The 24,081-nt window shown below is 69.5% G+C and carries 16 protein-coding genes and 1 rRNA gene; 9 read left to right on the forward strand and 8 right to left on the reverse strand.

Annotated features, from left to right (window positions below; translation table 11 throughout):
- Positions 1–37: 37 nt before the first annotated feature.
- Positions 38–4,870, forward strand: a complete 4,833-nt coding sequence (locus OG953_RS35560; protein WP_405689332.1) for a hypothetical protein — start codon at positions 38–40, stop codon at positions 4,868–4,870.
- 89 nt (positions 4,871–4,959) lie between these two features.
- Here OG953_RS35560 and OG953_RS35565 read toward each other — a convergent pair whose 3' ends face one another.
- A complete protein-coding gene (locus OG953_RS35565; protein WP_405689334.1) occupies positions 4,960–5,442 on the reverse strand; it encodes a hypothetical protein in 483 nt (160 codons plus the stop codon).
- 402 nt (positions 5,443–5,844) lie between these two features.
- On the opposite strand from OG953_RS35565, the gene OG953_RS35570 reads away from it, so the two are divergent.
- The 4 genes from OG953_RS35570 to OG953_RS35585 are packed head-to-tail and all read left to right on the forward strand — an operon-like array spanning position 5,845 to position 10,203.
- Positions 5,845–8,745 carry a nitrate- and nitrite sensing domain-containing protein gene (locus tag OG953_RS35570; protein WP_405689336.1) on the forward strand — a complete coding sequence of 967 codons (2,901 nt, stop codon included), beginning with the start codon at positions 5,845–5,847 and terminating at the stop codon, positions 8,743–8,745.
- Complete coding sequence (locus OG953_RS35575) at positions 8,742–9,185, forward strand: roadblock/LC7 domain-containing protein (protein WP_327276367.1); 444 nt, start codon at positions 8,742–8,744, stop codon at positions 9,183–9,185. The genes OG953_RS35570 and OG953_RS35575 overlap by 4 nt, the downstream gene beginning before the upstream one ends.
- 9 nt (positions 9,186–9,194) lie before the next feature.
- Positions 9,195–9,617: a DUF742 domain-containing protein gene (locus OG953_RS35580; protein WP_405689338.1), complete on the forward strand. Its 423-nt coding sequence runs from the start codon at positions 9,195–9,197 to the stop codon at positions 9,615–9,617.
- Positions 9,598–10,203, forward strand: a complete 606-nt coding sequence (locus OG953_RS35585; protein WP_405689340.1) for a GTP-binding protein — start codon at positions 9,598–9,600, stop codon at positions 10,201–10,203. The genes OG953_RS35580 and OG953_RS35585 overlap by 20 nt, the downstream gene beginning before the upstream one ends.
- 193 nt (positions 10,204–10,396) lie before the next feature.
- Here the strand turns inward: OG953_RS35585 and OG953_RS35590 are convergent, their stop codons facing one another.
- From OG953_RS35590 to OG953_RS35605, 4 genes are all read right to left on the reverse strand, one after another.
- Positions 10,397–11,587, reverse strand: coding sequence for a lipid-transfer protein (locus tag OG953_RS35590; RefSeq protein ID WP_405689342.1), 1,191 nt, complete (start codon positions 11,585–11,587; stop codon positions 10,397–10,399).
- Complete coding sequence (locus OG953_RS35595; protein WP_405689344.1) at positions 11,584–12,081, reverse strand: Zn-ribbon domain-containing OB-fold protein; 498 nt, start codon at positions 12,079–12,081, stop codon at positions 11,584–11,586. Before OG953_RS35595 ends, OG953_RS35590 begins: the two co-directional genes overlap by 4 nt.
- A gap of 49 nt (positions 12,082–12,130) precedes the next feature.
- Positions 12,131–12,478 (reverse strand): DUF962 domain-containing protein, encoded by a 348-nt coding sequence (locus tag OG953_RS35600; RefSeq protein ID WP_327276372.1) that lies wholly within the window; start codon positions 12,476–12,478, stop codon positions 12,131–12,133.
- A gap of 116 nt (positions 12,479–12,594) precedes the next feature.
- Positions 12,595–13,401, reverse strand: coding sequence for a M15 family metallopeptidase (locus tag OG953_RS35605; protein ID WP_405689346.1), 807 nt, complete (start codon positions 13,399–13,401; stop codon positions 12,595–12,597).
- Positions 13,402–13,458: 57 nt separating this feature from the next.
- Here OG953_RS35605 and OG953_RS35610 point away from each other — a divergent pair, with 57 nt between their 5' ends.
- A complete protein-coding gene (locus OG953_RS35610; RefSeq protein WP_405689348.1) occupies positions 13,459–14,001 on the forward strand; it encodes an NUDIX domain-containing protein in 543 nt (180 codons plus the stop codon).
- 36 nt (positions 14,002–14,037) lie between these two features.
- Here OG953_RS35610 and OG953_RS35615 read toward each other — a convergent pair whose 3' ends face one another.
- On the reverse strand, positions 14,038–16,389 hold the full coding sequence (locus OG953_RS35615) for a glycoside hydrolase family 31 protein (protein WP_405689350.1): 2,352 nt from the start codon (positions 16,387–16,389) through the stop codon (positions 14,038–14,040).
- Between the two features lie 223 nt (positions 16,390–16,612).
- Between OG953_RS35615 and OG953_RS35620 the strand changes: the two genes are divergently transcribed.
- Positions 16,613–18,589, forward strand: coding sequence for an acetoacetate--CoA ligase (locus OG953_RS35620; protein WP_405689352.1), 1,977 nt, complete (start codon positions 16,613–16,615; stop codon positions 18,587–18,589).
- Between the two features lie 67 nt (positions 18,590–18,656).
- Positions 18,657–19,583, forward strand: coding sequence for a hypothetical protein (locus tag OG953_RS35625; protein WP_405689355.1), 927 nt, complete (start codon positions 18,657–18,659; stop codon positions 19,581–19,583).
- Between the two features lie 62 nt (positions 19,584–19,645).
- Here the strand turns inward: OG953_RS35625 and ptsP are convergent, their stop codons facing one another.
- Together ptsP and OG953_RS35635 are read right to left on the reverse strand one after the other, a co-directional pair.
- Complete coding sequence (ptsP, locus tag OG953_RS35630) at positions 19,646–21,316, reverse strand: phosphoenolpyruvate--protein phosphotransferase (protein WP_405689357.1); 1,671 nt, start codon at positions 21,314–21,316, stop codon at positions 19,646–19,648.
- A 76-nt stretch (positions 21,317–21,392) separates the two neighbouring features.
- Entirely contained in the window at positions 21,393–21,842 is a 450-nt protein-coding gene (locus OG953_RS35635) for a PTS glucose transporter subunit IIA (protein WP_405689359.1), read from the reverse strand.
- A gap of 699 nt (positions 21,843–22,541) precedes the next feature.
- Between OG953_RS35635 and OG953_RS35640 the strand changes: the two genes are divergently transcribed.
- Positions 22,542–24,067: ribosomal RNA gene (locus OG953_RS35640) — 16S ribosomal RNA — on the forward strand.
- Positions 24,068–24,081 lie beyond the last annotated feature (14 nt).

A 24,081-nucleotide genomic window follows, 5' to 3' on the forward strand; every position in this document is an offset into this window, starting at 1 on the left:
GTCTCCCCCGCTGTCTGAACGACGAGAGTCCGCCGCCATGTACGAGCTGTCCAGGGTCCGCCTCTACTCCATCGGGCCTGCCGGTGCGCGCTATGCCGACACCGTGCTTGACCTGCGTGGAGTGGGCGAGCCCGTGCCCAACCCCGCCCCGGCACAGGCGGAGTTCTTCGAGGAGGAGCCGGTCGGCCCGCCGCGCCGCCCCGCCCCTGCCGGTGTGCTCTTCCTGGAGAACGGCGGCGGCAAGTCTGTGCTGCTGAAGCTGATCTTCTCGGTGATGCTGCCCGGCCACCGCAACACCCTCGGCGGCGCCAGCTCCGGCGTCCTGCGCAAGTTCCTGCTCGCCGACGACTGCGGGCATGTCGCCCTGGAGTGGCAGCACACCCTCACCGGCGAGTGCGTCGTCGTCGGCAAGGTCAGCGAGTGGCGTGGACGGCAGGTCTCCAACGACCCGCGGAAGTTCGCCGAGGCCTGGTACTCCTTCCGCCCCGGCCCCGGTCTCAGCCTGGACTCCCTGCCGGTCGCCGAGGCCACCTCCGTGCACCGCCCCGTCGACGGCGTCTCCGGCGCGCAGGGCCGACGGCGCACGATGAAGGGCTTCCGCGACGCCCTGACCGAGGCGGGCAAGTTCTACCAGCACCTCGACGTGCACTGGGAAGAGATCCACGACCGCTGGAACGAGCACCTCGGTGACCTCGGTCTCGACCCCGAACTCTTCCGCTACCAGCGCGAGATGAACGCCGACGAGGGCGAGGCGGCCGGCCTCTTCGCGGTCAAGAAGGACTCCGACTTCACCGACCTCCTCCTCCGCGCCGTCACGGACACCCGTGACACGGACGGGCTCGCCGACCTGGTGAGCGGCTTCGGCAACAAGCTCGGCCGCCGAGCCGAGCTGACCGCGGAGCGTGACTTCACCGCGGGCTCGGTCGATCTGCTCGGCCGGATCGTCGAGGCCGCCGGCACCCGGTCCCGCGCCAGGGACATCCACGCGGGCGCCGAGCGCCGCACCCGTACGCTCGCCCGCAGGCTCTCCGCCCGCGCCGGCCAGGAGCGCGGCCGGACCGCCGAGCTCGCCCAACAGGTGACGGGCGCCGCGCACACCGTCACCACCACCGAGGAGGCCCGCAGCCGCAGAGCCCTGATCGCGGCCGAACTCGCCTACCGGCACGCCTCCCTGGCCCTGACCGCGGCGGAGAAGGGCGCGGCCGCCCAGCGTCGCGAACTGGTCGACGCCCGCACTCTGCACTCCGCCTGGCAGGCCGCCGAGGCGGTACTGCGACACCGCGCCGCCGCCGACCGCTCCGCACGTGTAGCCGTGGCCATCCGCGAGGCGGAGCGCGACGCCGCGCCTGCGCTCGCCGCCCGCGCCAAAGCCGCCGCCGATCTCGTACGGGCCCTGCACACCGCGGCGGAGGCCGGCGAGACCCTGGCCAACGAGGAGGAGGAGCGCTCCGACACCCTTCAGACGGCGGGCGAGACCGCCCACCGCGATGCCACCACCGCAGCCACCGAGGCCCAGCGCGCCCGCAGCGAGGCCGGACATCTGCGCCAGCGACTTGCCGAGGTCGAGCAGGAGACAGCAGAGGCGGTACGGGCCGGCTGGCTCGACAACACCGCGCCGGACGCCGACCCGGCGCGCGCCGCCCTCGCCGCGAGCGACGCCGAACAGTCCGCCGTCGCCGCGTGGGACACCGCCAGGGAGGCCGCCCGCTCGGCGGCCGACCTGGCCAGGGAAGCCGCAGCTGCCGAGAGCCGCGCCGAACTCGCCGCGGCGCGCGCCGCCGATGCCGCACAGGCCGCGGATCAGTCGTACGAGGCCGAGCTCAGGGCCGCCGAGTCGATCGCCGCCGACGACCGCCTGGCCGACCTGCTGGGCCTGCCCGCCACACACGGCACAGGCGTGTCCCGGCCCCGCCGCGGAGCGGCCGAAACGGAGACGGACCCGGACGCCCCGCACAGTCCGGACCCCCAGGACCGGCACCAGGAACAGGCAGGCCAGAGGGGCCAGGCGGGTCAGGAAGGCCAGACAGGCCGGCCGGACCGGGCCGCCCACGCCACGCACACCGTCACTGCCGAACAACCCGCCGCCCACGAACAGCCGCTCACCGCCCAGGAGCTGGACCGCAGCGCCGACGAACTGCGGGAGCTGCTCGACCAGGGCATCGCCTCCGCCGAGCGCCGCCTCTTCGAACTGCGCACCGCGGCCGCCGACGACTCCCGCATCCTCGGCGCACTCGGCGACGGCGGACTGCTGCCGCCCGGCCCAGATGTCCTGGCCACCGTCGAATACCTCGGCGAGCACGGCATCCCCGCCCTTCCCGGCTGGCGATACCTCGCCCAGGCTGTCGACCCCGCCGACCACGCGGCCGTACTCGCCGCCCGTCCCGAACTTGTCGACGGCGTGGTCATCACCGACCCCGACTCGCACGCCCGCGCCCGGGACGTCCTGAGCGGCGCCGCCCTTCTGCCGCGCTCCGCCGTCGCTGTAGGCACCGCCGCCGCACTGCTCGCCCCCGTCCCGGCCACCGGCACGGGGTCGGCCGCGAGCACGGAAGGGGTGTTCCTCGTTCCGCCGAACCCGGCGATGCACGACGAACACGCGGCCGACGAGGAGCGGCAGGCTCTCAGGAGCAGGGCCGCCGCCCGCGACGAGGACATCCGCACCCTCGCGGCCCGCCTCACCGCCGACCGCTCCCTCGTTGCCCGCATCGGCTCCTGGCGCGCCGACTGCCCGCCCGGCATGCTCGCCGAGCTCGCCGAAGCAGCCCGCACCGCCCGTTCGGCCGCCGAGGCGGCAGAGGCCGCACTCGCCGAAGCCCGTGCCCTGCGCGCCGAGGCCGACGAGGCCGCCGCGGACACCGCCCGCGTCCGCGATGAACGCCAGGAGGCCGCCCAGCGCGCTCGCCGCGCCGCCGACGCCCTCGCGGGCCTCGCCCACCGGCTCCGCGAACGCGCGGGCTGGCAGGCGAAACTGCGCGAACTGATCGACGAGGCAGCGGAGTCCGAGGCCCGCGCCACCGTCTGCCTGGAGCGGGCCCGTGTCGCCGACGAGGACCGCAGGGCCGCTCAGCGCGCCGCCGACGACGCCCGCCGCACCGCCCGCGCCCTGCGCGCCGAACGTGCCGAGATCGCAGGTGCCCCCGAGCACCTCCCGGAGCCCGAGGACGACACCCCACGCCCCGCGCTTCCCGCGCTTCGGGAGGCCTACCGAGCCGCATCCCAGCTGTACGAGAAGGTGGGCGTCGGCGCCGACCTGCGCGCCGAACAGGCCCGCGCGGAGAGCGACGAGAGCGCCGCCCTCGCCGAGCTGGACCGGCTCACCAACAAGGTCCGCACCCGGGCCGCCCAGCTTCTCGAAGGCACCGACGGCGCCGACAGCCCCTCCAGGCAGGCGGCCGCCGCCCGTGCCGAATCCCTGGTCCAGCTCCTGGAAACCAGGACCTCCACCGCGAGCGAGCAGCTGGGCCGACTGCGGGGGGAGGCCGAGCGCCTGGCCCCGGTCGACGGCGAGACCCATCACACCGAACTCCCCGACGAGCTGGTCCCCGCCGATGCCGAGCAGGCCCAGGCCCTCCTGCGTACCGCCACGGCCGAACTGGCCTCCGCCACCGCAACCTTGGACACCGCCCGCGCCGCCCACGCCGAGCTGCTGCACGCCCACCGCACCGCCGAGGACTCCGCAGGCGGCTTCGACGAGACCGCGGCACTCCTGCGCGATCTCCTCAGGGACCACGGCGCGGACGACGACACCGAGGCCCCCGAGCCGTACCCGGGCAGCCTCGACGAGGCCCGGCAGTCCGCCGCAGAGGCCCGCCGTTCACTGCGCGGCTGCGCCGCCGACCTGTCCGCCGCGGAGAGCGCCGTACGGGAAGCGAGCGACGTCCTCGTACGGCACGCCAACTCCACCCGCTACGAACAGGTGCGCACCCCCGCCCGCCAGCAGATCCGCGAACTGCCGGCCGCGGCATTGCCCGAGCACGCCGAGAAGTGGGCCGCCGCCTTCGCACCCCGGCTCCGTGTCCTCACCGACGAGCTGGCCCAGTTGGAGCGCAACCGCGACTCCATCGTCGACCGGCTCCGAGGGCTCGTGGAGTCCGCGCTCACCACCCTCCGCTCCGCCCAGCGGCTCTCCCAGCTCCCCGAAGGACTGGGGGAGTGGTCAGGCCAGGAGTTCCTCCGGATCCGCTTCGAGGAACCAGATCAGGCGACGCTCACCGAGCGCCTCGGCGAGGTAATCGACGAGGCCACCCGCGCCGCCCTGAAGAAGAACTCCGATCTGCGCAGGGACGGCATGTCCCTCCTGCTGCGCGGTGTGCAGGCGGCGCTGGAGCCCAAGGGCATTGCCGTGGAGATCCTCAAGCCGGACGCGGTGCTCCGTGCCGAACGCGTCCCGGTCGGACAGATGGGCGACGTCTTCTCCGGTGGTCAGCTGCTCACCGCAGCCATCGCCCTGTACTGCACGATGGCTGCACTGCGCAGCAACGACCGGGGCCGCGACCGGCATCAGCACCGGCACGCGGGCACGCTGTTCCTGGACAACCCCATCGGCCGGGCCAATGCCACCTATCTGCTGGAGCTCCAGCGAGCGGTGTCGGACGCCCTCGGCGTACAACTGCTCTACACGACCGGACTCTTCGACACCACGGCGCTCGCCGAATTCCCGCTGGTCATCCGATTGCGCAATGACGCGGACCTGCGGGCCGGGCTGAAGTACATCAGCGTGGAGGAGCACCTTCGCCCCGGGCTGCCGCAGCAGGACCCGAACGGCGAGACGGCGGTGCACGGCGAGATCACCGCCACCCGCATGTTCAAGCGCGCCACGACACCGCCCGACACCGCCCGGGTTCCCGCTCAGGGCCCGTCCGACGAGTAAGGACGACGAGCAGGAACGACGAGTAAGGAGACAGCGCGGCCGCAGGCCGCGAGAGCCCTGCTCGATCCATGGGACAGGTCGGGCGGTGCTCAGGCCCGCGAGAGGCTGCCCGCGCCCCGGCGGCGTATCCGCGCATCGTCCCGCTGCGTGGTCCGCGCCGCCCGCCGGGCTCTGCGCCGCTCACGGCGCAACTGCCGTGCCGAACTGCTCGGCACGGACACCACGCCGTTGCGCTGATTCCAGACCTGCCGGGTGACCCAGACATCCAGCACCGACCAGGTCGTAACCACCGTGCTGCCCACACTGCTCAGCACCATCGGAAAGGCAAGCCAGGACCCCGCCAGCGTGCACAGGAACGCCACCATGGCCTGGATGATCGTCAGCGACATGATGAGCACGGCACGCACGGCAGCCTTACGGACCGGGTCCGGCATCCGCCGCCGTATCGCAGGTTCTTCCACCCAGAGCTGCCGGTGCTGCTGGCACGGGATCTTCGCCCCGCCGGTCGCCGCCGAGACCGCCGTCGCAGCCGGTGCCGACGACACCGGACTCCGACGCTCTTCCGTATCCAAGGACTCTCAACTCCCCACCAATGTCCGACTTCAAGGTTGCTGCCCGGCATGCGCCGTTTCTACGCGGGCGGACCGGACCGTCCTGCCCTGAGCGTTCCCCGTGTTCCCTCTGACCCGTACAGAGAGACGAGTGACCAGCTGTGAAGATTCCCTCGACCCACCACCGAACGAAGAATTCCAGCCAACTGCCGTACCGAACAGTGTGATGCTCTGACAGGTCTCTTCTGCCGCTTTCGTGAATTTCATTGCCCGGAATACCGGGACAACTCGTGATCAACGCCGGAGAGTGCGGCTGAAAATCGTCCGGACATCCCTTCGAGTTGTCTCACTGTCGGTAGTAGGCTCGCGCCGTTTGTTGACGGAACACGACCAACGCCCCGTGGGGCCGGGCTGGAGGAGGCCATGCGCTTTCGCGGGAAATCCATCCGCAGGAAGATCGTGGCGTTGCTGCTGGTGCCGCTCGTCTCCCTCACCGGACTCTGGGGTTTTGCCACTTTCCTGACGGGGCGCGAGGCCGGCCATCTGATGAGTGCGAGCACCATCGTGGAGAAGGTCGGTCATCCTCTGGAGGGTACAGTCCGTGCCATTCAGGACGAGCGCCGTCAGACCCTTGTCTTCCTTGCCGACCCCAGGGCCTCCAACGCTCTGCCTCTGCTGGAACGCCAACGAGCAGCCACCGACCGTGTCATGGCGGATGTCAGGGACAGCGCACGGCAGAAGGACATCCGCGATGCACTGCGGCCCGAGGACGAATCACAGCTGGACGCGGTCCTCGGCACGGTCGAGGGCCTTGGCGCACTCCGCGATTCGGTCGAGAAACGCACCATCGACCGCCTCAAGGCGATGGAGTTCTACGACCGTCTCATAGACCCCTGCTACCGCTTTCTGACCGGCCTCCGCACGATGGAGAACGTGTCGATGGACAAGCAGGTCCGCGCGCTCGTGGGCGTCTCACGAGCCCGCGAAATGCTCTCCCGCGAAGACGCTCTGGTCGCCTCGTCACTCATCGCCGGACGGCTCACCGCTTCCGAACTGCGCCAGATCTCCGACCTCGTCGCCAATCGCAAGCTGCTCTACGAGATAAATGGCGAGATGCTTCCCTCGTCGGAGCGCCGACGCGTGGAGCAGTACTGGGCGAGCCCGGACAGCGAAGCGCTGAGGACCGCGGAGAACACCCTCATCAGCGGCGGTCCCACCAAGGACCCGCGAGCGGTCGACGCCGAGCGCTGGCAGGAAGTGGCCCCGCCGGTCCTGGACCGGCTTGCCAACGACTCCACCGAGATGAACAACCGTTTCCAGGACCGCGGCAAGCCCGCCGGCTACAGCGTCCTGATCAAGGCCGGGGTCGCGGGTGTCCTCGGATTCCTCGCCCTGCTCGCCTCGGTGTTCGTCTCCGTACGCATCGGCCGCGAGCTCATCCGTGACCTCTCCCGGCTCCGAAAGGACGCCCATGAGGTCTCCGGCGTACGGCTGCCGAGCGTGATGCGCCGGCTCGCCGCGGGTGAACAGGTCGATGTCGAGACCGAGGCGCCGCACCTCCAGTACGAACGGGACGAGATCGGCCAGGTCGGCCAGGCCCTCAACACCCTGCAACGGGCCGCCGTCGAAGCCGCGGTCAAGCAGGCGGACATGCGCCGCGGGGTCTCCGAGGTCTTCGTCAATCTCGCCCGCCGCAACCAGGTCCTGTTGCACCGGCAGTTGACGCTCCTTGACACCATGGAGCGCCGCACCGAGAACACCGATGAACTCGCGGACCTCTTCCGCCTCGACCACCTGACCACCCGCATGCGGCGCCATGCCGAGGGCCTGGTGATCCTCTCCGGTGCCGCACCGTCCCGTCAGTGGCGCAAGCCGATCCAGCTGATGGACGTGGTACGGGCAGCGGTCGCCGAGGTCGAGGACTACGAGCGGATCGAGGTCCGCCGGCTGCCCCGCATCGGTGTCGGCGGCCCCGCCGTCGCCGACCTCACCCATCTGATCGCCGAACTCCTGGAGAACGCCACCGTGTTCTCGCCGCCGCACACCGCGGTCCAGGTGCACGGCGAACGCGTCGCCAACGGCTTCACGCTCGAAATCCACGACCGCGGTCTCGGCATGGCTCCCGACATCCTCCTCGACGCCAACCTGAGGCTCGCCGAGACCCCCGAATTCGAACTCTCCGACACCGACCGGCTCGGTCTCTTCGTGGTCAGCCGTCTGGCTCAGCGGCAGAACGTCCGTGTCTCGCTGCAGACCTCTCCGTACGGTGGCACGACCGCCGTCGTCTTCATCCCGGTGGCGCTGCTCACCGACGCTCCGGAGACGCACGGCGCCGGGTTCCGCCTCGACCGCCGGTCCGAGAAGTCGATCGGCAGCGGCGGAAGAGCAGCCGGCCAGGGACCGGGCAGCGACAAGGGTCGCAGGGACGGCGTGCCGGACCGTCGCGCCACCGGCAGGTCCTCCGGCCTCGCCCCCGTCCCCACCGGCCTCGTGGACCCGGCCCTCCTGGACGGGCCCGTCGAGCTGGAGGGACCCGTCGGAGCGCTGGGCTTCGAGAACGACCCCGTACTCGATCCGCTGATCGACCCTCTGCTTGGCGGTGCTTCCGACATCGGCGACACCGAGAGTGAACGCGGCGGCATCTTCCGCGCCCGCGCCCCCCGGCGCGACGGTGACCGCGAACAGCACCAGCAGGCGTCCGACCAGGCAGGGGAGTCCGCAGCCGATGTACGGGCGATGCGCCCCGGCGGCCCGGTGCCGCTGCCCCGCCGCAAACCGCCGACCCTGGTCGCCGACAACGGACGCCGGGTCGACGAGGCGGGCCGCGCCCACCCCGCAACCGCCGAGCACGACTCCTCACCCGGTCCGGCCGAAACCGGCAGTCCCACCACGGACGCCGGGATCAGGCTGTCGGCCGCCGTCCCGTGGCCCTCCGCCGTCGACACCGGCAGACCCACCGGGCCGCGGCACCCCACCGAACCCCGGCAGCCCACCGGCTTCCGGAAAGCCGCCGAGCCGGCCACACCTCCTGAGCCCGCGCCTCCGACAGCGCCGAGCGCGGCCCGGGAGACCGTGGGTGGTCTGCCCCGGCGCATCCGGCAGGCCAGCCTCGCCCCGCAGCTTCGCGAAGTCTCCGGCGGCCGCGATGCGGAGCCGGCCGTGACGGAACCGTCTCAGGACTTCGAGCGCGATGCGGACGAGGTACGCAGCCGCATGGCTTCGCTCCAACGCGGCTGGCAGCGCGGCCGTCGGCAGAACGCCGAGGACGTGACCGGTCCCGGTGAAACAGCACAAGGAACCACTCCGGGAGGGGACGGTCGATGACCGCACCGAACGCCGCAGCACCCAATGCCGCACGCCAGGGCTCAGGCCAGCTCAACTGGCTGCTCGACGAACTCGTCGACCGCGTCGCCAGCATCCACAAGGCGCTGGTGCTCTCCAGCGACGGCCTCGCCACCGGCACGTCCAAGGACCTGACCCGCGAAGACAGCGAACATCTGGCGGCCGTCGCCTCCGGATTCCACAGCCTCGCCAAGGGCGTGGGACGCCACTTCGACGCGGGCCGGGTCCGCCAGACCGTCGTCGAACTCGACGAGGCGTTCCTCTTCGTCACGGCGGCCGGTGACGGCAGCTGTCTCGCCGTGCTGGCCGACGCCGACTCCGACGTCGGCCAGGTGGCGTACGAGATGACGCTGATGGTCAAGCGCGTCGGCGCCCACCTGGCCAACGCCCCCCGGACGACCGGTCTGACCGCCGGGGGGTGAGTGGACGGCATGAGTGCTGACTCCTCCAGATCTCCGGCAACGCCCACGGACCCGCAGGCATCGCGCTGGTACGACGCCGAAGCGGGCCCTGTGGTCCGTCCGTACGCGATGACCCGGGGCCGTACCAGCAGCGCCTCCCGTCATCGGCTCGACCTGATCGCGATCGTCTTCCCGGAACCCGCGGCCGACGATCCCGGCCGGAACCAGACGCTCTCCCCGGAACATGTGGAGATCGTCGAACTCTGCAGTGACATGCCCCAGTCGATCGCCGAACTCGCGGCCGGCCTGGATCTTCCCGTCGGGGTGGTCCGGGTGCTGGTCGGTGATCTCGTCGAGGACGAGCTGGTGCATGTAACCCGTCCCGTTCCGCCGGCCGAGCTGCCGGACGTGAACATTCTTCGCGAGGTGATCAATGGCCTTCGGGCGCTCTAGCCGCAACAGGCGGCCCGTTGAGCCCGTTACCCTGAAAATCCTGGTGGCGGGCGGCTTCGGAGTGGGCAAGACGACTCTGGTCGGCGCGGTCAGTGAGATCAGGCCGCTGCGTACGGAGGAGAGACTCAGCGAGGTGGGCCGCCCGGTGGACGACCTGGCGGGTGTGGAGGCGAAGACCACCACCACCGTGGCCATGGACTTCGGCCGGATCACACTCCGCGAGGACCTGGTGCTGTACCTCTTCGGCACCCCGGGGCAGGACCGTTTCTGGTTCCTGTGGGACGAACTTGCCCAGGGCGCGCTGGGAGCGGTCGTGCTCGCGGACACCCGCCGGCTGGCGGACTGCTTCGCGGCGGTCGACTACTTCGAGCGCCGCGCGATTCCGTTCGCCGTCGCCGTCAACTGCTTCGAGGGAGCCGGCAAGTTCCCCACCGAGACGGTGCAGGCGGCGCTGGACCTCGACCCGGAGGTGCCGGTGCTCATGTGCGACGCGCGCGACCGCTCCTCCGCACGGGACGTACTGGTGGCGGTCGTCGAGCACGCAGTGGCCCGCGCGGAGCGTCCCCGCCAGCCCGCAACGACGTAGGCCCATCGGCCGACACAGCGCCGGGAACGTGGCCCGCACCCCCGCCGACCGGGGTACGGGCCGCGTGTTGTTGCCTGACTGGGCAAGGATTTTTCATCCTGTGTGATGGATCGTCAAGCCTGTTGACGGCAAGCGCTGTTCACGACAGATGCCGTACGGGCCGTCGCACACTGCAAATCGGATGGGAAAGCGCTCAGTGGACCGCGACGACTGCGGAACCATGGCCGAACAGCCCTTGATTCGTGGTGATCCCGACCCGCGCGCCCGGAACCTGCCGTCGGCCCGCAGTGCCGCGCAGCTGCCAGGTCAGCTCGCAGACCTGGGCGATGGCCTGCGCGGGCACGGCCTCCCCGAAGGAGGCGAGTCCGCCGCTCGGATTGACAGGTATACGGCCACCGAGTGCCGTCGCCCCCTCACGTACGAGCTTGGCGCCCTCACCCGCACCGCACAGCCCGATGTCCTCGTACCACTCCAGCTCAAGAGCGGTCGACAGGTCGTACACCTCGGCCAGGGACAGATCCTCGGGCCCGACGCCCGCCTCCTCGTACGCCGCCCGGGCGATCGAGGCGCGGAAGCTCTCCGCGGCCGGCTCCACGGCGACCGCCGAATCGGTCGCGATGTCCGGAAGGTCGAGTACGGCCTTCGGGTAGGTCGGCGTCACGGTGGAGACGGCGCGGATACGGACCGGATCCGCGGCCCCGTGACGCCGTGCGAACTCCATGCTGGACAGCACGAGCGCCGCCGCGCCGTCGGACGTCGCACAGATGTCCAGCAGCCGCAGCGGATCGGCGACCACGGCGGAGGCGGCGACCTGCTCGGCGGTCACGGGCGCGCGGTAGCGGGCGTTACGGTTCAGCGCACCGGCTGCCGCGTTCTTCACCTTGACCAGCGCGAAGTCTTCCGGGGTGTCTCCGTGCACGGCCATCCGTCGGCGGGCGTACAGCGCGAAGTACGCGGGGTTCGTCGCGCCGAGCACCCGGAAGCGCAGCCAGTCGGGGTCGTCCGGCCGGTCGCCGCCCGCCGGGGCGAAGAACCCCTTGGGTGCGGCGTCCGCACCCACCACGAGCACCACCTCCGCCAGGCCGGCGAGGATCTGTGCCCTGGCAGTGTTGATCGCCTGGGCACCCGACGCACATGCCGCGTACACGCTGGCGACCCTCGCCCCCTGCCAGCCGAGTGCCTGCGCGAACGTCGCACCGGCCACATAGCCCGGGTAGCCGCCGCGCACGGTGTCAGCGCCGACCACCGACTGCACGTCCCGCCAGCCGATCCCAGCGTCACCGAGCGCCGTCCGGGCCGCCACCGTGCCGTACTCGACGAAGCTGCGCCCCCACTTGCCCCACGGATGCATCCCGGCGCCGAGGACGGCCACCTCCCCGGTCATGCCGCACCGCCCCCGGCCCCGCCGGTGCCCTCGGACGGCACCGGCCGCCAGTGCCAGGTCGTCCACACCGGGGCCGAATCGGTCCCGGCGGCGGCGCCTCCGCTCAACACGCCCGGCACCACCTCGACGGTCATCCCGACCGCCAGATCCGCGACGCCCATCCCCGGCGCGGCCTGGCCGAGGACCACCATGCGCTCGGCCGCCAGCTCGACGGCCACCAGCGTGTACGGCTCCCAGGGCACGTCGGGGTCGGAGAGGTAGGGGGCAGGCGGCCGGTAGCGGCAGTCCGTGTACGACCAGACCGTGCCGCGCCGGGAGAGTGGCACTTCGGCCGGCTCACCGCCCTCGCACTGCGGATTGCGGCAGAAGACGTCCTGACGCGGGAAGAAGACCGACGAGCAGGCGGAACAGCGGGTGCCCAGCAGTCGGAAGTCCTGGTCGGTGCTGTCCTCGGTGAACCATCCGGCCACCACTGGTGTGCGCGTCTGCGGCAAAACCCCTCCCCGGCATGAGTTCTGACGGAACGTCAGAAGTGTGCCACGGTCAGCGGTTGTCGGCGAGCCACTTGGCGGCGGTCTCTGCCAGCTCCCGGTCGCGGCCCGCCAGCATCATCCGGATCATCTGTACGTCGCCACGCAGTGACCAGGCGGGGTGCCCGAAGGTGGCCGGATTATTCTTCTCGATCAGGAAATGGGCGGGCCAGGCGGTCCCGTACCCGATCAGCGGCAGTGCGGCCGCGTACCTCTTGCGCCCCCGTGCCAGGCCGTACGCGGTGACCGCGAGGCCGGTGAGGGTGCCCGTCAGATGGACCCAGCGGGTGGCGGCCCTGGAGTGCATCGCGACGTAGTAGGGCCAGAACTCTTCGTATGAATCGAACGTCTGCTGTGACATACGGGCACCGTAATGGCTTGAGTGACAACCGGAAACGGTCGATCCGCGTCCGAGAAGAAGAATGGGCGGCCGGAACTCAGGGGGGTGGTCCCGGCCGCCCTTTCTCCGCGCTCGCGTCAGTGCCCCGCGACGGACCTCCTGGCCACCGGGAAGTCGAAGTAGGTGTCCGGGAACAGCTCGGGCTTGAAGGTGTAGTGCCACCATTCCTCGGCCAGATTCACAAAGCCGGCATCGGTGAGTGTTTTCTTCAGGAACTGTCGATTGGCGCGCCGAGTTCCCTGGACGCGCGGGTCATCGGTGTGCGAGAGCGTGTCGAAGCAGTCGAATCCCGTGCCCATGTCGACGGAATTGTCCGGGAAACGGTCGGCCTCGGGCGCGTAACAGGGCACCTGCTTCTGGCCCGGCAGGTACGGTCCGGTCGGCGCGGCGGGCAGTTTCACCAGCGTCAGGTCCACCGTGCTGCCGCGGCTGTGCCCGGACTTCTCCGCGATGTAACCGTCGGCGAACAGCCGCGTCTTGTCGACCCGGGGGTAGAACTCGCCCTTCATGGTCTCGTCGTCGAGATCCTTCGCCCACCGCACGAAGTGGTCGACCGCCCGCTGCGGCCGGTAGCAGTCGTACACCTTCAGCGAGTAGCCCTGCTTGAGCAGCCGGGTCTGCGCGTGGTGCAGCGCACGGGCCGCCGGCCGGGTCAGGATGCAGAGCGGCCGGCGGTAGCCGTCCACCGGTACGCCCATGAAGTTGTGTGCGGTGGGGTAGCGCATCTCCTGGATGATCGTCGGATCCACCGAACGCAGCGCGACGAACTCCTCGGGGGCCTTCGGCTCGGGCTTCGCCTGCGCCACAGGGGCGGCGGCGGTGACGGCGAGCAGGGTGGCGGCAGCGGCTGCCAGGACACGGAAAGCGGAAGGGAGACCTGTCATGAGCACATAATCCAGCACTGTGGGGGAAGCCGGCAGGCGATCGGATACAGTCCGCGCGTGTCTGTGCCCACGAGCAACCCCGACAAGCCGGTCAAGGACTCCTACTGCGGCACCTGCGGAGCGCCGTACGCCGCCTCGGTGTCCCCCACGGCCTGGCCCCGCACCTGCACCGTCTGCGGCGACACCGCCTACCGCAACCCGCTGCCCGTCGCAGTGGCCCTGCTCACCGTCACCGACCGGGACGGCACCGGACTCGTCGTCATCACCCGCACCATCCCGCCCCACCGCGGAGGCCTCGCCCTTCCCGGCGGCTTCATCGACCACGACGAGGACTGGAAACACGCAGTCGTACGTGAACTCCACGAGGAGACCGGCATCGAGGCCGACGAACAGGACGTCCGCCTCGCCGATGCCCTCAGCACCCCGGACGGCCACCTGCTCCTCTTCGGCCTGCTTCCGGAACGCCCCGCGGCCGGCTTCCCGCCCTCCGGGCCGACCGACGAGACCTCCGGCTTCCAGCTGCTCCGCACACCCACCGAGCCGGCCTTCCCCCTGCACACCCGGGCCGCCCGCACGTGGTTCGAAGGCGGCTACCACTGACCGGACCGACGGCCCCTGCGCACACCGCGACCCGACCTACAACCCCCGCACGCGCACCGGGTGGTTCACCGGCCCCTCCTCGCCCTCCCGCTCCACCCGAACCTCGCCGTCCACCAGCCGCGACGTATACCGCTCGACCTCCGCCCGCTCCCAGCCGTCACCCGCATCCCGGACCACCAGACCGCCCCCACTGCGCCCCGCGGCCGGAGCCCACACTTCCAGTTCCACACCCCCGTCCGCGCCCCGCACCGGCAGCACCGAACCCGCTCGCGCCAACACCGGCACCCGCGACAACGGAGCATCGAGCAACACCTGCCCCGGCCCCTCGTACATCTCACCCGTCGCCGTGTCATACCAACGCCCCCGCGGCAACCGCACGGCCCGGCGATCCGCACCACGCTCCAGCACCGGCGCCACCAGCAAGGCGTCGCCCAGCAAGAACGCGTCCTCGCACTCCCGCAATGCCCGCTCCCCGGGTGCACCCCACCAGAGCGGTCGCACATACGGCGCACCCGTCAGCCGGGCCAGCTGCGCCAGCGTCACGAAGTACGGGTGAAGCCGCTCCCGCTCCTCCAGCGCGGCCCGCGCATGCTCAAGCACCTGCGGTCCGAACTCCCACGGCTCCCGCCGTCCCGCGTCGATTGCCGCATGGGTACGGAACAACGGCAGATACGCACCCAGCTGGAACCACCGCAGATACAACTCCGGCGACGGCGAGCCGTCGAACCCGCCCACATCCGGCCCCGAATACGGAACCCCGCACAGCCCCAGCCCCAGCACCAGTGCCAGCGAGGCCCGCAGTCCCGGCCAGCCGGTCTCCACATCACCGGACCAGGTGCCCCCGTAACGCTGCATCCCCGCCCAACCGGAACGCGAGAACAGAAAGGGACGCGCCTCCGGCCGCAGTCGGCGAAGCCCTTCGTACCCGGCACGCGCCATCGCGAGCCCGTACACATTGTGGGCCTCGCGATGATCACCCCCGCGGCCCTCCAGAGAGTGCCGCGCCGACCGCGGCAGCGTCGGATCCCCGAACGCCGCGAACGACACCGGCTCGTTCATGTCGTGCCACACACCGGAGAACCCCTGCGCGAGCCGCTCCTCGTACAGACCGCCCCACCACTCCCGCACCTGCGGATCGGTGAAGTCCGGATATACGCACTCACCCGGCCACATCTCCCCGCGCACCGCCCGCCCCCGCGCATCCCGGATGAACGCCCCGCCGCTCCCGACCGCCCTACCCGAGTCGAACACCGCATCCCCCGGCTCCGCCTTCACCGCGGGATCGACGATCGACACCAGCCGCACCCCGTCCTCCCGCAACTCCTTCGCCAGCCCCGGCAGATCGGGAAAACGCTCACGGTCGACGGTGAACACCCGATGTGCGTCGTAGTGGTCGATGTCCAGATGAAGTACCGACAAGGGCAGCCCCCGCTCCCGGTACCCGGCAACGATCCGCCGCACCTCCCGCTCGCTCCCGAACCCCCAACGGGCATGCTGCGGACCCAACGCCCAGGACGGCGGCAGCGCGGGCGCACCCGTGAGCGTCGTCCAGCACTGCAGCACCCGGGCCGGCGTACCGGCCATCACCCAGCAGCGCAGTGGCCCCCCGTCCATCCGTACCTCACACATCCCCGGACGGTCATGGCCGGATCCGGCACCCTCCTCGCCCTCGCGCAACGTCACCCGCCCCGACCAGGTGTTGTCGTGGAACACCAGATGCGTCCCTGCATCGGAGATCACCATCTGCACCGGCATCGTCAGATACAGCGGATCGTCATTCGGCCCGAAGTGCCCACCCGGATCGGTGTTCCACAGCTCGTACACACCGTCCCGCAGCCGCGGCCCCGACGCACGTCCGCCGAGCCCGAAGAACCGGGCGTCCGCCGGCACCTCGGAACGCTGCACCCACCGAGCGGCACCACCCGCCACCGGCTCCCACCAGCGTGGCGGCAACTCGCGCCGGAGCACCACCCCGCCAGGAGTACGCAGTTCCACGGCCCCGTGCCGCGACACCGCAACGGTCAGCCGCTCCGAGACCACCTTCCAGCCGCCGTCCTTGTCCGGTTCCAGCTCGGCCCGCGGATCCGCTTCGGGCGCCGCACCGGCCAGTGCGTACGACGGCAACGGCTCCGCGCCGTCCCAGCCCCAGAACACCGCACCGCCCACCGCCACCCGGACCCGCAACTCCGAACGCGCGAACCGCACCACACCCCCGCCCGGCCCCGGATCCGCCCCCACCACAAGTCCCGGCACTCTCGCCCGCTCCGCGCCGCGCCGCGGCAGCGCCCGCGCATCCGCATTCCGACGCCGCAAGGAGGAGCGCACCGCGCGCAGCCCCTGCACCGAACCGACCATCTTCACCGAGCGCACCAGGTCACGACCGTTCATGCGGTTCACCCTGCCACCCGACAGGGCGGGTGCGGGCTCCGTTCAACTTCCGTTCACCCGTGGCCGGACCACATATCCGGACACGTGACCATGGGTGGCGAACCCTGGTGCGAAAGACGATCACATGGCATCGTCCGTAAAAGCCGCCTCACGCGCACACCCCAGCACGTGTGCGCGCGACCCACGCCCATCCCGCGTACCCGTACAGCCAGGGAGCCGCCCCATGACCGCAGCAGCCTACGAAGCCCCCCTCTGGCAGCCCGGCCCCGACCGCATCGCGGCCGCGGCCGTCACCCGCTTCCAGAACTGGGCGGCCGAGCGGTACGGAGCACCGGCCGACGGCGGCTATCCGGCCCTGCACCGCTGGTCGGTCGATGAGCTCGACGCGTTCTGGCAGGCCGTCGCCGACTGGTTCGACGTACGGTTCTCCACCCCGTACGAGTCCGTCATCGGCGACCGCACCATGCCCGGCGCCCAGTGGTTCCCCGGTGCCACCCTCAACTACGCCGAACACGCGCTGCGAACTGCGGACGACCCCCTGCGCGCAGACGCCCCCGCCCTGCTCCACGTCGACGAGACCCACACCCAGGTCCCCATCTCGTGGTCCGAACTCCGCCGCCGGGTCGGATCGCTCGCCGCCGAGCTCCGTGCCCTCGGCGTCGAACCGGGTGACCGTGTCAGCGCCTACCTCCCCAACGTCCCCCAGGCCGTTGTCGCCTTCCTCGCCACCGCGGCCGTCGGCGGCGTCTGGACCTCCTGCGCCCCCGACTTCGGCGCCCGCAGTGTCCTCGACCGCTTCCAGCAGGTCGAACCCGTCGTCCTTTTCGCCGTCGACGGCTACCGCTACGGCGGCAAGGAACACGACCGCGCCGACACGGTCGCGGAGCTTCGCCGCGAACTCCCCACTCTGCGCGCCGTCGTCCACATCCCGCTGCTGGGAACCGAGGCCCCGGAAGGTGCCCTCGAATGGTCCGCCCTCACATCCGCGGACACCGAGCCCGTTTTCGAACAGGTCCCCTTCGACCACCCGCTGTGGGTGCTCTACTCCTCCGGCACGACCGGACTCCCCAAGGCGATCGTCCAGTCCCAGGGCGGCATCCTGCTGGAACACTTCAAGCAGATCGGCCTGCACTGCGACCTCGGCCCCGACGACCGGTTCTTCTGGTACACCTCCACGGGCTGGATGATGTGGAACTTCCTCGTCTCCGGCCTGCTCACCGGGACCACACTCGTGCTGTACGACGGAAGCCCGGGCTATCCGGACGTCAGCGCCCAGTGGCGCGTAGCCGAACAGACCGGAGCGACCCTCTTCGGCACCTCCGCCGCCTATGTCATGGCCTGCCGCAAGGCCGGCATCCACCCGGGCCGCGACTTCGACCTCTCCCGCATCCAGTGCGTCGCCACCACCGGCTCCCCGCTCCCGCCCGACGGTTTCCGCTGGCTCCACGACGAAGTCGCCGACAATCTCTGGATCGCCTCCGTCAGCGGCGGCACGGACGTCTGCAGCTGCTTCGCCGGCGCGGTCCCCACCCTCCCCGTGCACATCGGCGAACTCCAGGCCCCGTGCCTCGGCACGGACCTCCAGTCCTGGGACCCCACGGGCAAGCCGCTCATCGGCGAAGTCGGCGAACTCGTCGTCACCGCACCCCTGCCCTCCATGCCGATCCGCTTCTGGAACGACCCCGACGGCAGCCGCTACCACGACAGCTACTTCGACATGTACCCCGGTGTGTGGCGCCACGGCGACTGGATCACGATCACCGAACGCGGCTCGGTCGTCATTCACGGCCGCTCCGACTCCACCCTCAACCGCCAGGGTGTACGGATGGGATCCGCCGACATCTACGAAGCCGTCGAGCGGCTCCCCGAGATCCGCGAATCCCTCGTCATCGGCATCGAGGAGCCCGACGGCGGGTACTGGATGCCGCTCTTCGTCCACCTCGCCGACGGGGCCGCGCTCGACGACGACCTGCGCAACAGCATCAAGCAGACCATCCGCGAGAACCTGTCCCCGCGCCATGTCCCGGACGAGGTCATCGAGGTCCCGGGCATTCCGCACACCCTCACCGGCAAGCGCATCGAGGTTCCGGTCAAACGCCTTCTGCAGGGCACGGCCCTGGCCAAGGCGGTCAATCCCGGCTCGATCGACAACCTCGAACTCCTCCGCTTCTACGAGGACCTCGCCCGCAAGCGTGCCTGACCGTCCGCATTGTCAGTGCCCATGATTACTCTGAGTGAGCAATGATCGACAGCGCACTGGGGGAGTCATGGCGCACACCAGGAACACCAAGCACAGCACGACCGCCGGGTACAGCCGCTCCGGCACATCCATGCGACGTACGCTGCGCCGCGAAGCACCCAGCACCATCGGCCTCCTGGCCGACGAGCAGGACTTCGCGGCGATGCAGCACTACCGCACCTTCACGTTCGACGACCACACCGTCTATCTGCAGCAGGTCGAGGGCCTGCTCAAAGCCCTCGCCGCACAGGGCATGCACGCCAGGGTCGCTCTCTTCGACCCGGAGGAGTACGCGGAGTTCTGCACCGAGTCGGGAATCGCTCCTGACGCTCCCGCCAGCCGCAGCCGCTTCACCGCCGAGATCGCCTCAGCCGGGGCCACCGTCGCGTACGCCGGGCAGCCCATCGACACCCTGATCCCGCTCCTCGTCAGCCGAGCCGTCCGCCAGGCCACCTGGGAGTACACCACGATGACCCTGGCCGGTCTCGGAGACTGCGCGGACTGCGGCCAGGACATCGGCCGCGCCGCCTTCGACCGGGCCTCCCACCTGCTGCTGCGCATGCTGGAGACGGCAGGCCCGGGCACCCACCACCTCGTCTGCAGCACCCACACCGAGAACGAGCACCTGCTCGCCGTCCTGCACACCGAGCGCGAGACCACGGGACCCGCCCGCCTCGAAACAGCGGAAGGAGCCGAGTTCGTCACGGTGCTCGCCGTCGGTATCGCCCTCGACAAGCCCGGGGGAGTCGTACTCCGTACGAGCAACCCCGGCACCCAGGACCGGGTCCACGGCTGGCGGCTGGCCCGCGGCAGCCTGGTCCCGCTCACCGCCGGTGAGGTCTTCAGCGCCTACTGCACCGACGCCGACACCGGCGAACCGGTCGCCCCGGAGTCACATGTGGAGTACTGCGCGGGCTTCGACCTGGGCGCGGACGAACCGGAATCACACCACTGACAAATCGAAGGGGCTCCCCGCCACCATCGGCGGGGAGCCCCTTCACCACTGACGCCGCAGAGCTACTCGCCCGACAGCACCGCCTGAGCCGCCACCCGTGCCTCTTCGGCGGAGTCCGCCGCACGCGCGGCGGAAGCGGAACGCTCGCACTGCGCAAGCGTGTACTTCGCCAGCGTGGCGCGGACATAAGGAATGGACGCGGCCCCCATCGACAACGACGTCACACCCAGCCCCGTCAGGACACAGGCGAGCAGCGGATCGGAGGCGGCTTCACCACAGACACCACAGCTCTTGCCCTCGGCCCTGGCCGCCTCCGCCGACAGCGCCACGAGGTCGAGCAGCGCAGGCTGCCACGGATCCTGCAGCCGGGACACCGCCCCCACCTGACGGTCGGCGGCAAAGGTGTACTGCGCGAGGTCATTGGTGCCCAGCGAGAGGAACTCCACCTCCTGCAGGATCGAGCGTGCCCGCAGCGCCGCGGACGGAATCTCGACCATCGCGCCGAACTTCGCCCGCAGCCCGGCCTCACGGCAGGCATCGGCAAAGGCCTTCGCATCCTTACGGTCGGCCACCATGGGAGCCATGACCTCAAGGTAGACAGGCAGACCCTCGGCCGCCTTCGCCAACGCGGTCAGCTGGGTCCGCAGTACCTCGGGGTGGTCCAGCAGGCTCCGCAGCCCGCGCACGCCCAGCGCCGGGTTCGGCTCGTCCGCCGGCGTCAGGAAGTCCAGCGGCTTGTCGGCGCCGGCATCCAGCACCCGCACCACGACACGCCCCTCGGGGAACGCCTCAAGCACGGCCCGGTACGCCGCAACCTGCTTCTCCTCGGACGGTGCCTGCTTGCTGTCGTCCAGGAACAGGAACTCGGTACGGAACAGCCCCACGCCCTCGGCACCGGCCTCGACCGCCGCCGGCACATCGCCCGGCCCACCGACATTGGCGAGCAGCGGGACCTTGTGGCCGTCGGAGGTAGCGCCGGGACCGGTCGAAGCGGACAGTGCGGCCTTGCGCGCCGCAGCGGCGCTCTCCATCTCCGCACGCTTCTCGGCGCTGGGCTCGACGAAGATCTCACCGGTGCTGCCGTCCACCGCGACGACCGTGCCCTCGGCCAGCTCACCGGCGCCGGGGAGCGCCACCACGGCAGGCACACCGAGCGCCCGCGCCAGAATCGCGCTGTGACTGGTCGGCCCGCCCTCCTCGGTCACAAAGCCGAGCACCAGAGCCGGATCGAGCAGCGCAGTGTCGGCGGGCGCGAGATCCCGTGCGATCAGCACATAGGGATCGTCGCTGTCCGGCACACCTGGCATCGGCACACCGAGCAGGCGAGCCACGATCCGGTTGCGCACGTCGTCGAGGTCAGCAACCCGACCCGCAAGGTACTCCCCGGCGTTGGCGAGCAGCGCCCGGTAGGCGGCGAACGCGTCGTAGACGGCGCGCTCGGCGGTGCTGCCGACGGCAATGCGCCGCTCCACATCAGCCATCAGCTCGGGGTCCTGAGCCATCATGGCCTGGGCCTCGAGCACATGCTGGGCCTCGCCACCGGCCAGATTGCCGCGCGCAATCAGGTCGGCCGCCACAGCCTCCACAGCCTGGCGAGCGCGCCCCTGTTCGCGCTCCGCCTCCTCGGCCGGAATCTGCTTGGCCGGCGGTTCGAGTACCGCCGTGCCCATATGGCGCACCTCGCCGATCGCCACTCCGTGGCTCACACCGACGCCTCGCAGCGTTGTCTCCATTTCACCCGTCCCCGGTTGTGCGGCGGCCCGTGCCTCCGCGGTGGATATCCAGTCGGCTTTCACTGCGCCGAGTCCGTCACTGCCAACCGAACAATGTGTCGCCGATTTTCACGTCCCCGTCCTCGCGGACGTCGGAGAGGGAATCAGCGGTGGCCTCCAGCGCGACGATCGGGCACACGGGGGACTTGCCGGCCGCCTCGACGCCCGCAGGATCCCAACGCACGATGCCCTGACCGCGCGTGACTGTGTCCCCCTTGTTCACGAGCAGCTCGAAACCTTCACCATTGAGCTGAACGGTGTCGATGCCGAGGTGCACGAGAACGCCGCGCCCGTGGTCGTCCACGACGACGAACGCGTGTGGGTGCAGGGAGACAACGATGCCGTCGACCGGCGATACGGCCTCGGACGGCTCGCGTACGGGATCAACGGCGGTTCCAGGACCCACCATCGCGCCGGAGAAGACCGGGTCCGGTACGGCAGCGAGCCCGATGGCACGTCCGGCAAGAGGGGACGTCACAGTGGTCATGGGGAACCTCCCAGGGGTGGAGCTGGAATGGCGCCGTCACAGCTTGTGGGCGACGGCGTACTGTTCAGCAGGGTAAGTCATAAGAATCCGGTTCCGCCTGAGTCCTGATGATTCGCGGCCTTAGAGGGGTACCGGAAACGATTTGCCTCAACTCCCGGCGGCCTGTACTGTCGTACTCCTGCCTGGCCCCAGCACGACTTTAAGTCGGGGGTCGGCGGCGACTTTTAAGCCTTGACTCTAACCCGGATCGGCACCTGCATGCCTGCAGGAGGTTGGTCAAGGGAAATGAAAAGGCCTGATAGAGTCGGACTCGCCGGAAAGGGAAACGCGAAAGCGAAGAACTGGAAAGCGCAGTAAAAATTCTCCTGCTCCGCAGGGGGCCGCTTCGACCGGGAATCGGACACGAAAGAGTCTGATAGAGTCGGAAATGCAAGACAGAAGGGAAAGCCCGGAGGAAAGCCCGAGAGGGTGAGTACAAAGGAAGCGTCCGTTCCTTGAGAACTCAACAGCGTGCCAAAAGTCAACGCCAGATATGTTGATACCCCGGCCTGCTTCGGCAGGTTGGTGGTTCCTTTGAAAGTCCTGCCGGGCCTCACGGTTCCGGTAGGCAATTTACACAGCGAGGACGCTGTGAACGATCGGTCTTATTCCGGCTGATCGTTCCGCTCTCGTGATGTGTGTCCCGATTACGGGAAAACATTCACGGAGAGTTTGATCCTGGCTCAGGACGAACGCTGGCGGCGTGCTTAACACATGCAAGTCGAACGATGAAGCCCTTCGGGGTGGATTAGTGGCGAACGGGTGAGTAACACGTGGGCAATCTGCCCTTCACTCTGGGACAAGCCCTGGAAACGGGGTCTAATACCGGATAACACTCTGTCCCGCATGGGACGGGGTTGAAAGCTCCGGCGGTGAAGGATGAGCCCGCGGCCTATCAGCTTGTTGGTGGGGTGATGGCCTACCAAGGCGACGACGGGTAGCCGGCCTGAGAGGGCGACCGGCCACACTGGGACTGAGACACGGCCCAGACTCCTACGGGAGGCAGCAGTGGGGAATATTGCACAATGGGCGAAAGCCTGATGCAGCGACGCCGCGTGAGGGATGACGGCCTTCGGGTTGTAAACCTCTTTCAGCAGGGAAGAAGCGAGAGTGACGGTACCTGCAGAAGAAGCGCCGGCTAACTACGTGCCAGCAGCCGCGGTAATACGTAGGGCGCAAGCGTTGTCCGGAATTATTGGGCGTAAAGAGCTCGTAGGCGGCTTGTTGCGTCGGTTGTGAAAGCCCGGGGCTTAACCCCGGGTCTGCAGTCGATACGGGCAGGCTAGAGTGTGGTAGGGGAGATCGGAATTCCTGGTGTAGCGGTGAAATGCGCAGATATCAGGAGGAACACCGGTGGCGAAGGCGGATCTCTGGGCCATTACTGACGCTGAGGAGCGAAAGCGTGGGGAGCGAACAGGATTAGATACCCTGGTAGTCCACGCCGTAAACGTTGGGAACTAGGTGTTGGCGACATTCCACGTCGTCGGTGCCGCAGCTAACGCATTAAGTTCCCCGCCTGGGGAGTACGGCCGCAAGGCTAAAACTCAAAGGAATTGACGGGGGCCCGCACAAGCAGCGGAGCATGTGGCTTAATTCGACGCAACGCGAAGAACCTTACCAAGGCTTGACATATACCGGAAAGCATCAGAGATGGTGCCCCCCTTGTGGTCGGTATACAGGTGGTGCATGGCTGTCGTCAGCTCGTGTCGTGAGATGTTGGGTTAAGTCCCGCAACGAGCGCAACCCTTGTTCTGTGTTGCCAGCATGCCCTTCGGGGTGATGGGGACTCACAGGAGACTGCCGGGGTCAACTCGGAGGAAGGTGGGGACGACGTCAAGTCATCATGCCCCTTATGTCTTGGGCTGCACACGTGCTACAATGGCCGGTACAATGAGCTGCGATGCCGCGAGGCGGAGCGAATCTCAAAAAGCCGGTCTCAGTTCGGATTGGGGTCTGCAACTCGACCCCATGAAGTCGGAGTTGCTAGTAATCGCAGATCAGCATTGCTGCGGTGAATACGTTCCCGGGCCTTGTACACACCGCCCGTCACGTCACGAAAGTCGGTAACACCCGAAGCCGGTGGCCCAACCCCTTGTGGGAGGGAGCTGTCGAAGGTGGGACTGGCGATTGGGACGAAGTCGTAACAAGGTAGCCGTACCGGAAGGTGCGGCTGGATCACCTCCTTTCTAAGGAGCATCTA

Source organism: Streptomyces sp. NBC_00057, from assembly GCF_045041165.1.
Lineage (GTDB): Bacteria > Actinomycetota > Actinomycetes > Streptomycetales > Streptomycetaceae > Streptomyces.

Bases quoted from the DNA above. Each gene is read 5' to 3' on its own strand.
- OG953_RS35560 (WP_405689332.1), top strand. From the start codon at position 38: ATGTACGAGCTGTCCAGGGTCCGCCTCTACTCCATCGGGCCTGCCGGT.
- OG953_RS35570 (WP_405689336.1), top strand. From the start codon at position 5,845: ATGCGCTTTCGCGGGAAATCCATCCGCAGGAAGATCGTGGCGTTGCTG.
- OG953_RS35575 (WP_327276367.1), top strand. From the start codon at position 8,742: ATGACCGCACCGAACGCCGCAGCACCCAATGCCGCACGCCAGGGCTCA.
- OG953_RS35580 (WP_405689338.1), top strand. From the start codon at position 9,195: ATGAGTGCTGACTCCTCCAGATCTCCGGCAACGCCCACGGACCCGCAG.
- OG953_RS35585 (WP_405689340.1), top strand. From the start codon at position 9,598: ATGGCCTTCGGGCGCTCTAGCCGCAACAGGCGGCCCGTTGAGCCCGTT.
- OG953_RS35590 (WP_405689342.1), bottom strand. From the start codon at position 11,587: ATGACCGGGGAGGTGGCCGTCCTCGGCGCCGGGATGCATCCGTGGGGC.
- OG953_RS35600 (WP_327276372.1), bottom strand. From the start codon at position 12,478: ATGTCACAGCAGACGTTCGATTCATACGAAGAGTTCTGGCCCTACTAC.
- OG953_RS35605 (WP_405689346.1), bottom strand. From the start codon at position 13,401: ATGACAGGTCTCCCTTCCGCTTTCCGTGTCCTGGCAGCCGCTGCCGCC.
- OG953_RS35615 (WP_405689350.1), bottom strand. From the start codon at position 16,389: ATGAACGGTCGTGACCTGGTGCGCTCGGTGAAGATGGTCGGTTCGGTG.
- OG953_RS35620 (WP_405689352.1), top strand. From the start codon at position 16,613: ATGACCGCAGCAGCCTACGAAGCCCCCCTCTGGCAGCCCGGCCCCGAC.
- OG953_RS35625 (WP_405689355.1), top strand. From the start codon at position 18,657: ATGGCGCACACCAGGAACACCAAGCACAGCACGACCGCCGGGTACAGC.
- ptsP (WP_405689357.1), bottom strand. From the start codon at position 21,316: ATGGAGACAACGCTGCGAGGCGTCGGTGTGAGCCACGGAGTGGCGATC.
- OG953_RS35635 (WP_405689359.1), bottom strand. From the start codon at position 21,842: ATGACCACTGTGACGTCCCCTCTTGCCGGACGTGCCATCGGGCTCGCT.